Source organism: Sphingomonas sp. DG1-23 (genome assembly GCF_030730875.1).
Taxonomy (GTDB): Bacteria; Pseudomonadota; Alphaproteobacteria; order Sphingomonadales; family Sphingomonadaceae; genus Sphingomonas.
Window position 1 is genome coordinate 38,240 of sequence record NZ_JAVAMA010000013.1, and the last position, 13,607, is coordinate 51,846.

Here is a 13,607-nt window from a genome sequence, read left to right on the forward strand (position 1 = left end):
GCGAAAGCAGGAGCCCAAGGTCACAAGCGGTTCGATCCGAACTCTGGGCTCCTGCTTTCGCAGGGGCGCCGGATATCAGGCCGCGCGCATCTCGAGCCCGCGCAACCAGGCGCGGGCCGACTTCTGCGCGTCGATGATCTCGCGCGCGGTCATGTCCTCGGAAATCTCGGCGCGGCATTCCGCGGCGCGCTCGCTGCCCGAGACGGCGGCGATGTTGAACCATTTATGCGCTTCGACGAGATCGACGTCGACGCCCTCGGCGCCGCTCGAATAGACGATGCCCAGATCGAAACAGGCCTTGGCGTCGCCGCGCGCTGCGTCGCGGAGCCGGCTCTCGACCAGAAAACGTGCGCTCTTGAGACTGTTGCCCATCACCGCTCACCCGATTGCTTATCCTCAATGTTGCAAGGATTGGCAGGTAAGCGGGAAACAAAAGGTTAATGCAGTTAACCGTATTCGTTCGTAGCGGATTACTCCGCCATCGCCACCGGGATATTGTCGATCAGCCGGGTGCCGCCGAGCCGCGCCGCGGCGAGAAGCCGCATCGCCCGGCCTTCGATCGGCTCGGACAGCGTCTCGGCATCGGCGAGCACGACATAATCCACCTCGAAACCCGCGGCGATCAACGTCTCGCGCGCCTGTGCCAGCGCGGCTTCGGGATCGCCGCCCTTGGCGATCGTCCGCTCGGCGAGCCCCAACGCGCGCGGCAGCGCCACGGCCTGGGCGCGTTCCTCGGGGATCAGATAGGCGTTGCGCGACGACAGCGCGAGGCCGTCATCCTCGCGCTGGGTGGGCACGCCCTGGATCTCGATATCCAGGTCGAGATCCGTCGTCAGCCGGCGGATCACGGCGAGCTGCTGCCAATCCTTTTCGCCGAACAAGGCGATATCCGGCCGGACCTGGTTGAACAATTTGGCGACCACCGTCGCGACGCCGTCGAAATGGCCCGGGCGATGCGCGCCATCGAGCACTTCGCTGATCCCGCTGATCGAGATGTTGGTGGCGAAGCCCTCGGGATAGATCACCTCGACCGGCGGCAGCCACAATAGATCGACACCGGCTGCGGTGAGCATTCGCGTGTCGGCAAGCTCCTTGCGTGGATATTTGGCGAGGTCCTCGTTCGGGCCGAACTGCTTCGGATTGACGAAGATCGACACCACCACGCGCTGCGCCGCGCGCCGTGCCGCCTCGACCAGCGCCATGTGCCCGTCATGCAGCGCGCCCATCGTCGGCACCAGAGCGACACGCTCGCCTGCCGCGCGCCATGTGGCGACGGCACCGCGAAGGGCATCGAGCTGACGGACGGTTTGCACGCTTGACCACTTTCGATAAGACAGGAGCGCGGCCTTCTATGGGGCGCGGGCGGCGGGATCAATAAAGGATGTTGTGGGCTTGACCGACGGAGCTAAGCGCTTGCACGTGCTCGTTTTTGCCAATGAGAAGGGCGGCACCGGCAAGTCGACGACCGCGATTCACGCGGCGATCGCGCTCTCCGCCAAGGGCGCGCGGGTGGCGTGCTTCGATCTCGATCATCGCCAGCGCACGATGGGCCGCTATCTCGACAATCGCCGCGCCACGATCAAGCGCATGGGGCGCGACCTGCCGACGCCCGAATATGAAACGCATGACGGCGAGAGCATGGATTTCTTTGGCGAGACGCTCGAGCGGCTCGGGGCGAGCGCGGATTTTCTCGTGATCGACACGCCCGGCCGCGACGACAAGTTCGCCCGGATCGCGGTGACCAATGCCGACACCCTCGTCACGCCGATGAACGACAGCTTCGTCGATTTCGACCTGATCGGCCATGTCGACCCGGACACCTACAAGGTCACGCGCCCGAGCTTCTATTCGGAGCTGATCTGGGAGTCGCGCAAGCGCCGCGCCAAGGCGGACGGCGAAACGATCGACTGGGTCGTCCTGCGCAACCGCATGCAGCATATCGAGGCGCGCAACATGCGCCGCGTCTCCGAAGCGATCGACCAGCTCTCCAAGCGCGTCGGCTTCCGGGTGATCTCGGGCCTGTCGGAGCGCGTGATCTATCGCGAATTGTTCCCGCAGGGGCTGACGATGCTCGACAGCCGCGAATTCGGCGAGATGGGCCTCAGCCATGTCGCCGCGCGGCAGGAACTGCGCGAGATGATGGCCGGCCTCGCGCTCCCCGAAGTCGCCATGCCGCTGTTCGCCTGATGGCCAAGGCGGTCCTCGCGGCACTGATCCTCGCCGCGCTCTATTATCTGTTCCTCAAGCCGCGGCCAAAGCCGAGGCCCAGGGCGCCGCGGATGCCGCAGGACGAAGCCCGCGCGATACTTGGAATCACTGCCGACGCCGACGAGGAGACGATTCGCAACGCCCACCGCCGATTGGTCAGCGCGGTGCATCCCGACAAGGGCGGATCCGAGGAATTGACCCGGCGGATCAATGCCGCGCGCGACACGTTGCTTCGCCGTAACCCATAGGCGCCACGGGCCGCCGCTTCGGTCTTGTTGCACCTGCGTAATTGAACTTTCGCGGCGCTCGCGATTTACGCCGGCAAACCCCTTCTCCGGAGGCATCATGACGCACCGTTTCGACCCCACATCCCTGCGCGAATACGACATTCGCGGAATCGTGGGGGAAGCGCTTGGACCCGATGACGCGCGCGCGATCGGCCGCGGCTTCGCAACCCTGCTTCGCCGCGCGGGCGGGACCCGCGTCGCGGTCGGCCGCGACGGCCGCGTCTCCTCGCTCGAACTCGAAGCGGCACTGGTCGAGGGGCTCACCGCGTCCGGCTGCGACGTGGTGCGCGTCGGGCTCGGCCCCACGCCGATGCTATATTATGCCGAAGCCACGCTTGAAGTGGATGGCGGCATCCAGATAACCGGCAGTCATAATCCCGGAAACTATAACGGCTTCAAGATGGTGCTCCAGCACCGTCCGTTCTTCGGCGAAGACATCCAGACTTTGGGCCGGATGGCCGCCGAAGGCGATTGGGAGGAAGCTGACACCGTCGGCACCGTCACCGACTACGACATTGTCGACGCCTATGTCGGGCGGCTGGTGGCGGGCTATGCCGGCGGCGCCTATCGCGTCGGATGGGATACGGGCAACGGCGCCGCCGGCCCGGTGGTCGAGAAACTGGTCAAGCAGCTGCCGGGTGAGCATCATACGCTCTTCACCGAAGTGGACGGCAATTTCCCCAATCATCATCCCGATCCCACCGAGGAAAAGAACCTCGCCGACCTGAAGCGGCTTGTCGCGGAGAAGCAGCTCGATTTCGGACTGGCCTTTGACGGCGACGGCGATCGGCTCGGCGCGATCGACGGGCAGGGCAGGGTGGTCTGGGGCGACCAGATTCTGTCCATTCTGGCCGAGCCTCTGCTCAAGGCCGTACCGGGCGCGACGGTGATCGCCGACGTCAAGGCCAGCCAGGCGCTCTATGACCGCGTCGCCGAACTCGGCGGCAATCCGGTGATGTGGAAGACCGGCCACAGCCTGATCAAGACCAAGATGAAGGAAACCCATGCGCCGCTCGCCGGCGAGATGAGCGGCCACATCTTCTTCGCCGACACCTTCTACGATTATTACGGTTATGACGACGCGCAGTTCGCCGCGGTCCAGCTCATCCGCGCGGTGCATTCGACGGGCAAGTCGCTGACTGCGCTCAAGGATGCGATGCCGCCGATGATCAACACGCCCGAAATGCGCTTCCAGGTCGATGAGAGCCGCAAGTTCGCGGTGATCGACGAGGTGCTCGAACGGCTCGAAGCCGAGGGCGCCGACGTCAATCGCACCGATGGCGCACGCGTCAACACGCCCGACGGCTGGTGGCTGCTGCGTGCTTCGAACACGCAGGACGTACTCGTTGCGCGTGCCGAGGCGAAGAGCCAGGAAGGACTCGATCGGCTGATGGCGCAGATCGACGCCCAGCTCGCCGCGAGCGGGCTGGAGCGTGGTCCGCAAGCCGGTCACTAAACCCGACGAACCGCTCGGACGGCAGGAACCTTGATCTGCATCAAGGGTTCTTCCGTTCGAGTGGGAAATGACCGTGAACGACAAGACACCAAGCGACATCGCCGAGATCGAGGACGCGCAGGCCGGGCTTCGCGAATGCATCGAGGCGACCAAGGAACTGGCCGAGCGCGCCGAGGATTTGCTGCAGAAGTGCAAAGCGCGCGCCGGGCGCGAGAATCTCGCCGGCGATTGTTGAGGCTGTCGAGCCGGCGCCCGCAAGTTTCGGCTGGTATTTCATGACGTCACGCCCCACCTAGCCGGCATGGCCTCCCGCGCCCCCTCTCTCATCCGCGTCGTCGATCTCGAAACCACCGGCCAGGCCCCGCCGACGCATGGCGTCTGCGAGATCGGCTGGCAGGACGTCGCGCTCCAGCCCGACGGGCGCTGGGAGATTTACGGCGAAGGTGGCAATCGGATGGTCAATCCGGGGCGCCAGATCCCGCCGCTGACCATGGCGATCCACCATATCCGCGACGAGGACGTGGCCGACGCGCCCTGGTGGCACGATGTCGCGCGCCCGGTGCTCGATCCATGGCCGCGCCGGGTCGCGCTGGCTGCGCACCGTGCCGATTTCGAGCAGCAATTCTGTACTGCCTCGCTGACCCGCGGCGCCGACTGGATCTGCACGTGGAAGTGCGCGATGCGACTATGGCCGAGCTCGCCGGGCTTCTCGAACCAGATGCTGCGCTATTGGCGCAAGCCGGAGGGACTGGTGCATGAACGCGGGCTTCCCGCGCATCGCGCCTTCCCCGACGCCTATGTGACCGCCTTCCATCTGCGCGACATGCTCAACGAAGCCAGCGTCGAGCAATTGATCCAATGGTCGAACGAGCCGGGTCTGCTGCCGCGGGTCCGCTACGGCCCCGATCGCGGCAAGGAATGGAGCGAGATCGACGACGAGTCGCTCGCCGGCTTCCTGAACGATCGCGATGTGGATGTTCGCCACACTGCGCAGCAGGAACATATCCGGCGCACCGGCGGCGGGACGGTGGGCCGCAATTCGGCAACCCAGGATCTGCTGCTCTAGCGCCGCCCGGCGATCAGCGCGCGTACCCCTTCGAGCACCCAGCCGTACACCAGATGCGAGGCCGCGCCATAAGCGTGGCCGGCGAGCGGCGTCTCGTCGGGCGCGGGGGCGAATCCGGCGGCAGGGACCACTGCTTCGTCGAGCAACGCCGCAGTGGCCACGCCATAGGCGCTGCCGAAGCCCGCGCTCGCCTCGGGCCTGTATTCGGTGAGCACCCCATAGATGCCGCCAATCACGGCCCCGGCGATATAATGGACCGCCTGCCCTGCCGGCGCGCGATAAGGCTCGGGCACGGGATCGCCGATCACTGCCTCGCTCGCCGCGTCGGCCGCCTTGACGGTCGCGGGATCCTCGTCGCTATCGGGAAGCAGCTTTTGCGTCTGCGCCTGGAAGGCGGCCATTGCCGCCGATGCGACGAGCCCCGCCGTGACGCCGACGAGAAGCCCGAGAAAGGGACGCGGTTGCTGTGCCATGCGCTGCTCCGATGCTGGACTGTCCCGAACGCCCGCGCGGCCGTCTGGTTCAGCTGGGCCAGCGGCGGCGCGGCGCGCGCCGGTCAATAGGCGACGCGGGTTACCGCGAGCTTGTGCTTCGCGAGCTGCTCCTGGACGCTGCCTGCGCCGGCGAGATGCCCGGCACCCACGGCGACGAAGACCGTTCCCGGCTGTGCGAGACGCTTGCCGATCCACTCGGCCCAGCGCGCATTGCGATCGGCGAGCAGCACCTTGGCGATCTCCGGCGTGTCGGCAAGCTCCTCGTTCATCACCCGGCCCAGCGCCTCGGGATCGCCTGCCGACCAGCTCGCGACCATCTTGTCGAGCTGATCGCCCATCTTCGCATAATCATCGATCGTCGAGATGAGGAACTTGACCTGGAGGGGTTCGGGCAGCGTGTCGAAAAAGCCGAGCTGCTCCTCGACCGTCTCGAGACCGATCAGCTGCTTGTTGGCCGTCTTGGCGGCAGTCGCGAGCGCGCGTTCGGCGCCGCTCGCGGGATCGTAGCCGAGCTTGGGCAGGCCGGCCATGGTGAGCGTGACCGCCGCGAACCACGGATCGACGCGATCGAGCGCCGCGGCCGGAACCCCGACATCCGCCAGCGCCTTGCCGAAGGCGTCGCGCTTGTCCGCCGGCAGCTTTTCGGTGAGCGTCGGGCCGGTCGGGTTGACCGCGGTCTTCAGGATCAGGCCCTGCATCGTCGCCGCGTCGGGCTCGATCATTTCGAGAACCAGCTCGTCGCTCTTGTCGAAGGCCGCCTTGACGCCTTCGTCGAACCAGCTGAGGCCCGGCTTCAGGACATGGACCGTGCCGAACAGATAGATCGTCGTGTCCGCATCCTTGACGACCCAGAGCGCCGGATCCGCGTCCTTCGTCTCCTGCGCAAGCGCCGGTGGAGCGGCGAGCAGTACGAAAGCGGTCAGGACGCGCGGCAGGAACTTGAGCATCTGGAATGCACTCCGGGGCGGAAAATATCTTCGATTCGTAGCAGCCCGTACGGGCTCAGGCGAGGTCCTTGAGCGGCGTGGCGGCGTCGGCCAGCCGTGCGGGATCGACCGCTGCGGCCTCGACCACGAGCTTGCGACCCTGGACATAGTCCTTGATCGCATTGACGCAGTCGAGCGCGATCACCCGGCCTGCCCGCAAATAGAGCAGCGAGAAGCTGCGGCCCGCCGGATCGCCGCGCAGCACCATTTCGTCATGCCCGGCCGAGATGCCGACGGTCTGCAGCTTGAGATCGTACTGGTTCGACCAGAACCACGGCACTGCATCATAGGCGGCGTCGATCCCGAGGATGGTCTTCGCGGCGACGGTGGCCTGGTCGTTGGCGTTCTGCACCGATTCGAGGCGGACGCAGCGATCCTCGGCGAAGCGATTGGCGTGGAGCGCGCAATCGCCGACCGCGAATATGTCGGGGAGCGAGGTGCGGCATTGCGCGTCGACCAGCACGCCATTGCCGCCGTTCGCGCCGGCATCGAGCAAGGGCGCCACTGCGGGATCGATTCCGATCCCGACGATCGCCATTTCGGCGGACAGCGTCTCGCCATCGGCCAGCCGAACGCCGGTGACGCGATCTTCGCCGAGAATCGCTTCGACCGTCACGCCGAGCCGCACTTCGACGCCGTGCGCGCGATGCTCCTCCTCGAAGAAGCGCGACAGCGGTTCGCCTGCGACGCGCGCGAGCACCCGGTCCTGCGCTTCGAGCACGGTGACCTGCCGCCCGAGCTTGGCGAGTACCGCCGCCGCCTCGAGCCCGATATAGCCGCCGCCGATCACCGCCACGCGGCGCACCTCGGGCAGCTCGGCGATCATCCGGTCGACATCGGCGCGTGTGCGGACGGTGTGGATGCCGGCGAGATCGCCCCCGGCGCAGGCGAGCCGGCGCGGTTTGCCCCCGGTCGCCCAGATCAGCGTGCCGTAGCCGATCGTCTCGCCCACCGCGGTGACGATCGCATGGCCGGCCGGATCGACGCGCAGCGCGGTGCGGCCGGGCAGCAGCGTCACCGCGCGTTCGTCCCAGAATGCCGCATTGCGGATCAGCAGCCGTTCGAACGGCTTGTCGCCGGCGAGATATTCCTTGGAGAGCGGCGGCCGCTCATAGGGCAGGTCGGGCTCGTCGCCGAGCAGACCGATCGAACCTTCGAACTTGTGCTGGCGCAGCGCGATCGCCGCCTGCGCGCCGGCATGGCCCGCACCGACGATCAGGACGTCGCAACGCATCATGCCCGCAGCCGTTCGGCATGCCAGGCGACATGCTCGGCGAGGAAGCTCGAGACGAAATAATAGCTGTGATCGTAGCCCGGTTGCAGCCGCAGAGTCAGCGCGATGCCCGCGGCATCGCACGCGGCGCGCAGCAGCTCGGGGCGCAATTGCTCGTGGAGGAATTGGTCGGCATCGCCGACGTCGATCAGCAACTCGCCGACGCGCGCGCCGTCGAGGATCAGTGCGCAGGTGTCATAGGCGCGCCATGCAGCGCGATCCGTGCCGAGATAGCCGGCCAACGCCTTCTCGCCCCATGGCACCACGCTCGGCGCGACGATCGGCGCGAAGGCCGAGACGCTGCGGAAGCGCGCGGGATTGCGCAGCGCGACGGTCAGCGCGCCGTGCCCGCCCATCGAATGGCCGGTAATCCCCTGGGCGCCCATGTCGGCCGGGAACTCGGCGGCGATCAGTGCGGGCAGCTCCTGCTCGACATAGGTGCGCATGCGAAAGTGCGGCGCCCAGGGCGCCTCGGTCGCATCGACATAGAAGCCCGCGCCCTGGCCGAAATCATAGGCGTCGTCATCCGCCACTCCCTCGCCGCGCGGCGAGGTGTCGGGTGCGACGAAGATCACCCCGTGCTCGGCGCAGGCCCGGCGATATTCGCCTTTGTCGGTGACGTTGGCGTGGGTGCAGGTCAGTCCCGAGAGATACCAGAGCACCGGCAGCTTCGCGCCGTCCGCGTGCGGCGGGACATAGACCGAGAAGGTCATGTCGGTGCCGGTCGCCGTCGAGGCGTGGCGATACACGCCCTGCACGCCGCCATGGGATTTGTTGGTCGAGAGGGTTTCCATGCGACTCCTTACCGGAAGACGATCGTGCGGATGCCGTTGAGGAACACCCGCCGCGCGCCGGCCCATTGCACTGCACGGGCGAGCACCTGCGCCTCGATGTCGCGGCCGATGCGGATCATGTCGTCGACCGAGGCGCGGTGGTCGATCCGCTCGACCGCCTGTTCGATGATCGGCCCCTCGTCGAGTTCGCTGGTGACGAAGTGCGCGGTCGCACCGATCAGCTTGACCCCGCGCTCGTGCGCGCGGTGATAGGGCCGCGCGCCCTTGAAGCTCGGCAGGAAGCTGTGATGGATGTTGATGCAGCGCCCGGCCAGCCGTTCGACCAGCGCCGGCGACAGGATCTGCATGTAGCGCGCGAGGATCAGATACTCGGCGTTCAGCCCCTCGTACCGGTCGATGATCGCCGCTTCCTGTGCCTGCTTCCCGGCGGGAAGCAACGTGAAGGGCAGCCCGTGCCATTCGGTGAGCGCGCGCAGCGTGTCGTGATTCGAGACCACGCCGACGATCTCGACCCCCAGCGACCGCGTCTGCCAGCGATGGAGCAGGTCGTTGAGGCAATGCGATCCCTGCGACACCGCGATCAGCACGCGCGGGCGCTCGCCGGCGTCCGAAAGCTCCCAGTTCAGCGCGAGGTTTTCGGCAACCGGGGCGAAGGCATCGCGCAGCGCTTCGGTCTCCAGCGGCGCGTCCACCGCCTTGAACTCGACTCGCATGAAGAAGCGCCCGGCGTCGAGATCGGCATATTGCTGGCTGTCGAGGATGAATCCGCCGCGCTCCGCCAGGAAGCCGCTGACTGCGGCGACGATGCCGGGGCGATCCTCGCAATCGAGCGTCAGGATCCACGAGGGCGGCATCAGGCCTCGACGATCGGACGCTGCGGCGAGCCTTCGCCCAGATTGTGCGTGCCGCCCGGCTCGATATTGATCAGCCGGACTTCGCCATGGCGCGCGACCGGGCGATGCTCGACGCCGCGCGGGACGACGAAAAGCTCGCCCGGGCCGAGCGTGACGATGCGGTCGCGCAGCTCGATGTCGAGCACGCCGTCCACAACGAGGAAGAAGTCGTCGGTGTCGTCATGGACATGCCAGACGAACTCGCCTTCCACCTTCACGATGCGCACGTCGTTGCCGTTGTAGGAGGCGACGCGGCGCGGCGCCCAATGCTCGGTGAAGCTGGCGAACTTCTCCGCGAGATTGACGGCGTCGTTCACGCCGCCACGCGCCAGACCGCACAGAGCTTGTTGCCGTCGGGATCGCGGACATAGCTCAGATGCATCTTGCCCAGAAGGCCGCCATCGCGTTCGCCGGGCGGATCCTCGATCGACTTGCCGCCATGGGCGACGGCGACGTCATGGAATTCCTTCACCTGCTCGGCCGATGTGCATTTGAACGCGATCGTGCCGCCATTGGCGCAATGCGCCGGCTCGTCGTTGATCGGCTCGGAGATGCCCAGCGTCCCGCCGTCGTGCCGGTAGAACAGGCGCTTGTGCCCGCTCGCCGCGACGTGGCGGAGCGGTTCGCCCGAAAAGCCGAGTGTGCCGAGCACCGCGTCATAGAATTGCTTCGATCGCTCGATGTCGTTCGATCCGATCACGATGTGATTGAACATGTGCCTTCCTCAATAGACCACGACGCTGCGGATGCTCTCGCCGGCATGCATCAGGTCGAAGCCCTTGTTGATCTCTTCCAGCGTCAGGACATGGGTGATCATCGGGTCGATCTGGATCTTGCCGTTCATGTACCAGTCGACGATCTTGGGAACGTCGGTTCGGCCCTTGGCCCCGCCGAACGCGGTGCCGCGCCAGTTGCGCCCGGTGACCAGCTGGAACGGCCGCGTCGCGATCTCCTTGCCCGCCTCGGCGACACCGATGATGATCGACGTGCCCCAGCCGCGATGGCACGCCTCCAGCGCGGTGCGCATCACTTCGGTGTTGCCGGTGCAATCGAAGGTGAAGTCGGCGCCGCCGTCGGTGAGCGTCAGGATCTCCGCGATCACCTGCTCGCGCGATTTGCCGCGGCCGTCGACGAAGTCGGTCATGCCGAAGCGGCGGCCCCATTCCTCGCGGTCGGGGTTGATGTCGACGCCGATGATCTTGTCGGCCCCTGCCATCTTCGCGCCCTGGAGCACGTTGAGCCCGATCCCGCCCAGCCCGAACACCACCACATTGTCGCCGACCTGGACCTTGGCGGTGTTGACCACCGCGCCGACTCCGGTGGTTACCCCGCAGCCGATATAGCAGCTGGTCTGGAATGGCGCGTCCGCGCGAATCTTCGCCACCGCGATCTCGGGCAGCACGGTGAAGTTCGAGAAGGTCGAGCAGCCCATATAATGGAAGATGGCCTGGCCCTTGTGACTGAACCGCGACGTGCCGTCGGGCATCAGCCCCTTGCCCTGCGTCGCCCGGATCGCGGTGCACAGGTTGGTCTTGCCCGATAGGCACGACTTACACTGGCGGCATTCGGGGGTGTAGAGCGGGATGACATGATCGCCCGGCGCCACGCTGGTCACTCCGGCGCCCACCTCGCGGACGATTCCGGCGCCTTCATGCCCGAGCACCGAGGGGAACAGCCCCTCCGAATCGAGGCCGTCGAGCGTATAGGCATCGGTATGGCAGATGCCGGTCGCCATGATCTCGACCAGCACTTCGCCGGCCCTGGGCCCTTCGAGATCGAGTTCGACGATCTCGAGCGGTTGCTTCGCCTCGAATGCGACGGCGGCTCTGGTCTTCATGGAACGTCTCCTTGCTCAGCCGCCTGATCGGGGAACCGAGGGCGGCTTGCAAGGAGGGAAAATGGTGCTGCCGGTGAGGATTGAACTCACGACCTCAGCCTTACCAAGGATGCGCTCTACCACTGAGCTACGGCAGCACTCGCCGGTCAGGGACCGGGCGGGAGGGGCCTATGTGCTTGGGGGTGACCGATTGTCAACCCGAAGCCGGCCGGTTTATCCACGCTCCGCATGAACGATGCGGAAAAACACGCCCGGCGCGCCGAAGCGCTGCGGGCGAATCTGAGAAAACGAAAAGCGCAGGCGCGCGCGCAGGCGAGCGAGGCCGAGCCTCAGCGCGACTGCACCCAGCCCGCGGCGGACGACCCCAAGGCGTAGCCTTTGTCGATGATGACGTGCGGCCCCATCAGATACATCGCCATGGTGACGGCACCCGCCAGAAACCACATCACCCGATTGGCGCGACCTTCGCTTCCAACCATTGCCGTTCTTCCTCGCCCAGTTGCGGGCCGACCACTTCGAGCACCCGCGCGTGATACGCATTAACCCACTGAAGTTCCTTTGGGGTTAACAGCGCCGGATCGATCAGCCGGCGCTCGATCGGTGCGAAGGTGAGCGTCTCGAAGGTCAGCATCGGCTGCTCGGCGCCTGCGATCTCCGCCTCGACGATCAGCACCAGATTCTCGATGCGGATGCCGTATTCCCCGGCTTTGTAATAGCCGGGCTCGTTCGACAGGAACATGCCGGCGCGCAACGGCTCGAGGCTCTGGCCGCCAGGATAGAAAGGCTGGGCGATTCGCTGCGGCCCCTCGTGCACCGAAAGATAGGCGCCGACGCCGTGGCCGGTGCCATGGCCGAAATCGAGCCCGACTTCCCAGAGCGGGGCGCGGGCGAAGCTATCGAGTTGCGCGCCGGTGGTGCCGTCGGGGAAGATCGTGGTGGCGATGCCGATATGACCCTTGAGCACGCGGGTGAAGCGATCCTTCATCTCGGGGCTGGGCTCGCCCACCGGCATCACCCGGGTCACGTCGGTGGTGCCATCGGCATATTGGCCGCCCGAATCGACGAGGTAGAGCTGGCCGAGCTCGATCGGCAGGCTCGATTCGTCGGTGACCTTGTAGTGCGGGATCGCGCCGTTCGGTCCGGTCGCGGAGATGGTGTCGAAGCTCAGATCCTTGAGCACGCCGGTCTGGTCGCGGAATTCGCGGAGCTTGTCCGCCGCCGACATCTCGGTGAGCCCGCCGGCAGGTGCGGTTTCCTCGAACCATTTGAGGAAGCGGACCAGAGCCGCGCCGTCGCGAGCCTGCGCGGCCTTGTGTCCGGCGATCTCGGCGGGGTTCTTGAGCGCCTTGGCGAGCACCACCGGGTCGCGCAGGCCGAGGATCTTCGCGCCGCCGGCATCGAGCGAATCGAAGATCGCGGCGACCGCACGCTCGGGATCGGCTGCGACGCGCTTGCCGGCAAAGCCCTTGAGCGCGGGCGCGAAGGCGGCGCGATCATGGACGCGAATCGCATTGCCGAGATGCTGGCGGATGGCGTCGGTGATTTTCTCGGGCGCGACGAACAGGTCGGCGGTGCCGTCGGCGTTGACGATCGCATAAGCCAGCGCGACCGGGGTATGGCTGACGTCGTCGCCGCGGACGTTGAATGCCCAGGCGATCGAGTCGAGCGCCGACAGCACCACTGCGTCGGCCTTGCGCGCACTGAGCCACTCGGCGATCTCGGCGCGCTTTGCCGCGGAGGTGCGGCCGGCGGCGGCATCATCCTGCACGCGCAAGGTCGAGTCGGAAGGAGCAGGGCGGTCGGGCCACACCGAGTCGACCGGATTGGTGTCGACCGCGACCAGTTCGGCGCCCTTCTCGGCCAGCGCCTTGCGCGCTTCCTCGACCCACGCGCGGGTGTGCAGCCACGGATCATAGCCGATTCGGCCGCCCTCGGGCGCGTGCTCGCCGAGCCAGCCCGCGATGCTCACCTGCGGCACCGGGACATATTGCCAGTCGTCGGCCGAGACCTGCTGGCGGACCTGCAGCGTGTAACGCCCGTCGGTAAAGATCGCCGCCTCGCTCGACAGCACCACGGCGCTGCCGGCGCTGCCCTGAAAGCCGGTCAGCCAGGCGAGCCGCTGGGCATAGGCGCCGACATATTCGGACATGTGCTCGTCGGTGAGCGGCACGACGAAGCCGTCGAGCCGGTCGCGCTTCAATTGTTCGCGAAGAGCGTGGAGGCGATCGGCGTAGCTGGACATGGCGGTTCCTCGGACATCGGGATGCCGCGGACCGCGGGATCGACGCGCGAGTCGGCGGCTGGATTGCCGAC

General features: G+C 66.6%; 17 protein-coding genes and 1 tRNA gene. 5 read left to right on the forward strand and 13 right to left on the reverse strand.

Annotated elements, in window-relative coordinates:
• Window positions 1-75: 75 nt before the first annotated feature.
• Together Q9Q95_RS18410 and panC are read right to left on the reverse strand one after the other, a co-directional pair.
• Window positions 76-372, reverse strand: a complete 297-nt coding sequence (locus tag Q9Q95_RS18410; protein ID WP_306098614.1) for a hypothetical protein — start codon at window positions 370-372, stop codon at window positions 76-78.
• Between the two features lie 98 nt (window positions 373-470).
• Window positions 471-1,313 carry a pantoate--beta-alanine ligase gene (gene panC, locus Q9Q95_RS18415; protein WP_306098615.1) on the reverse strand — a complete coding sequence of 281 codons (843 nt, stop codon included), beginning with the start codon at window positions 1,311-1,313 and terminating at the stop codon, window positions 471-473.
• A gap of 100 nt (window positions 1,314-1,413) precedes the next feature.
• Here panC and Q9Q95_RS18420 point away from each other — a divergent pair, with 100 nt between their 5' ends.
• The 5 genes from Q9Q95_RS18420 to Q9Q95_RS18440 all read left to right on the forward strand — a co-directional run bounded on the left by Q9Q95_RS18420 (window position 1,414) and on the right by Q9Q95_RS18440 (window position 5,017).
• Window positions 1,414-2,187, forward strand: coding sequence for a division plane positioning ATPase MipZ (locus Q9Q95_RS18420; RefSeq protein ID WP_371876806.1), 774 nt, complete (start codon window positions 1,414-1,416; stop codon window positions 2,185-2,187).
• Window positions 2,187-2,456, forward strand: a complete 270-nt coding sequence (locus Q9Q95_RS18425) for a J domain-containing protein (protein WP_306098617.1) — start codon at window positions 2,187-2,189, stop codon at window positions 2,454-2,456. The genes Q9Q95_RS18420 and Q9Q95_RS18425 overlap by 1 nt, the downstream gene beginning before the upstream one ends.
• Window positions 2,457-2,553: 97 nt before the next feature.
• Window positions 2,554-3,951: a phosphoglucomutase/phosphomannomutase PgmG gene (gene pgmG, locus Q9Q95_RS18430; protein WP_306098618.1), complete on the forward strand. Its 1,398-nt coding sequence runs from the start codon at window positions 2,554-2,556 to the stop codon at window positions 3,949-3,951.
• Window positions 3,952-4,018: 67 nt separating this feature from the next.
• Complete coding sequence (locus Q9Q95_RS18435; RefSeq protein ID WP_306098619.1) at window positions 4,019-4,186, forward strand: hypothetical protein; 168 nt, start codon at window positions 4,019-4,021, stop codon at window positions 4,184-4,186.
• A 66-nt stretch (window positions 4,187-4,252) separates the two neighbouring features.
• Complete coding sequence (locus Q9Q95_RS18440; RefSeq protein ID WP_306098620.1) at window positions 4,253-5,017, forward strand: exonuclease domain-containing protein; 765 nt, start codon at window positions 4,253-4,255, stop codon at window positions 5,015-5,017.
• Here the strand turns inward: Q9Q95_RS18440 and Q9Q95_RS18445 are convergent.
• The 11 genes from Q9Q95_RS18445 to Q9Q95_RS18495 all read right to left on the reverse strand — a co-directional run bounded on the left by Q9Q95_RS18445 (window position 5,014) and on the right by Q9Q95_RS18495 (window position 13,536).
• Complete coding sequence (locus Q9Q95_RS18445) at window positions 5,014-5,490, reverse strand: DUF1440 domain-containing protein (protein ID WP_306098621.1); 477 nt, start codon at window positions 5,488-5,490, stop codon at window positions 5,014-5,016. The two genes, Q9Q95_RS18440 and Q9Q95_RS18445, sit on opposite strands and share 4 nt — an antisense overlap.
• An 83-nt stretch (window positions 5,491-5,573) precedes the next feature.
• Entirely contained in the window at window positions 5,574-6,458 is an 885-nt protein-coding gene (locus Q9Q95_RS18450; protein WP_306098622.1) for a TraB/GumN family protein, read from the reverse strand.
• Window positions 6,459-6,513: 55 nt separating this feature from the next.
• Window positions 6,514-7,734 carry an NAD(P)/FAD-dependent oxidoreductase gene (locus Q9Q95_RS18455; protein ID WP_306098623.1) on the reverse strand — a complete coding sequence of 407 codons (1,221 nt, stop codon included), beginning with the start codon at window positions 7,732-7,734 and terminating at the stop codon, window positions 6,514-6,516.
• A complete protein-coding gene (gene fghA / locus Q9Q95_RS18460; RefSeq protein WP_306098624.1) occupies window positions 7,731-8,564 on the reverse strand; it encodes an S-formylglutathione hydrolase in 834 nt (277 codons plus the stop codon). The genes Q9Q95_RS18455 and fghA overlap by 4 nt, the downstream gene beginning before the upstream one ends.
• A gap of 8 nt (window positions 8,565-8,572) precedes the next feature.
• Window positions 8,573-9,418 carry a formyltetrahydrofolate deformylase gene (gene purU, locus Q9Q95_RS18465; RefSeq protein WP_306098625.1) on the reverse strand — a complete coding sequence of 282 codons (846 nt, stop codon included), beginning with the start codon at window positions 9,416-9,418 and terminating at the stop codon, window positions 8,573-8,575.
• Complete coding sequence (locus Q9Q95_RS18470) at window positions 9,418-9,774, reverse strand: cupin domain-containing protein (RefSeq protein WP_306098626.1); 357 nt, start codon at window positions 9,772-9,774, stop codon at window positions 9,418-9,420. The genes purU and Q9Q95_RS18470 overlap by 1 nt, the downstream gene beginning before the upstream one ends.
• Window positions 9,771-10,172, reverse strand: a complete 402-nt coding sequence (locus Q9Q95_RS18475; RefSeq protein ID WP_306098627.1) for a VOC family protein — start codon at window positions 10,170-10,172, stop codon at window positions 9,771-9,773. Before Q9Q95_RS18475 ends, Q9Q95_RS18470 begins: the two co-directional genes overlap by 4 nt.
• Before the next feature lie 9 nt (window positions 10,173-10,181).
• Window positions 10,182-11,294: an S-(hydroxymethyl)glutathione dehydrogenase/class III alcohol dehydrogenase gene (locus Q9Q95_RS18480; protein WP_306098628.1), complete on the reverse strand. Its 1,113-nt coding sequence runs from the start codon at window positions 11,292-11,294 to the stop codon at window positions 10,182-10,184.
• A gap of 62 nt (window positions 11,295-11,356) precedes the next feature.
• Window positions 11,357-11,431 (reverse strand) — tRNA-Thr (locus Q9Q95_RS18485).
• Window positions 11,432-11,623: 192 nt separating this feature from the next.
• Window positions 11,624-11,773 carry a hypothetical protein gene (locus tag Q9Q95_RS18490; RefSeq protein ID WP_306098629.1) on the reverse strand — a complete coding sequence of 50 codons (150 nt, stop codon included), beginning with the start codon at window positions 11,771-11,773 and terminating at the stop codon, window positions 11,624-11,626.
• Window positions 11,740-13,536 carry an aminopeptidase P family protein gene (locus tag Q9Q95_RS18495; protein ID WP_306098630.1) on the reverse strand — a complete coding sequence of 599 codons (1,797 nt, stop codon included), beginning with the start codon at window positions 13,534-13,536 and terminating at the stop codon, window positions 11,740-11,742. Before Q9Q95_RS18495 ends, Q9Q95_RS18490 begins: the two co-directional genes overlap by 34 nt.
• Window positions 13,537-13,607: the final 71 nt, after the last annotated feature.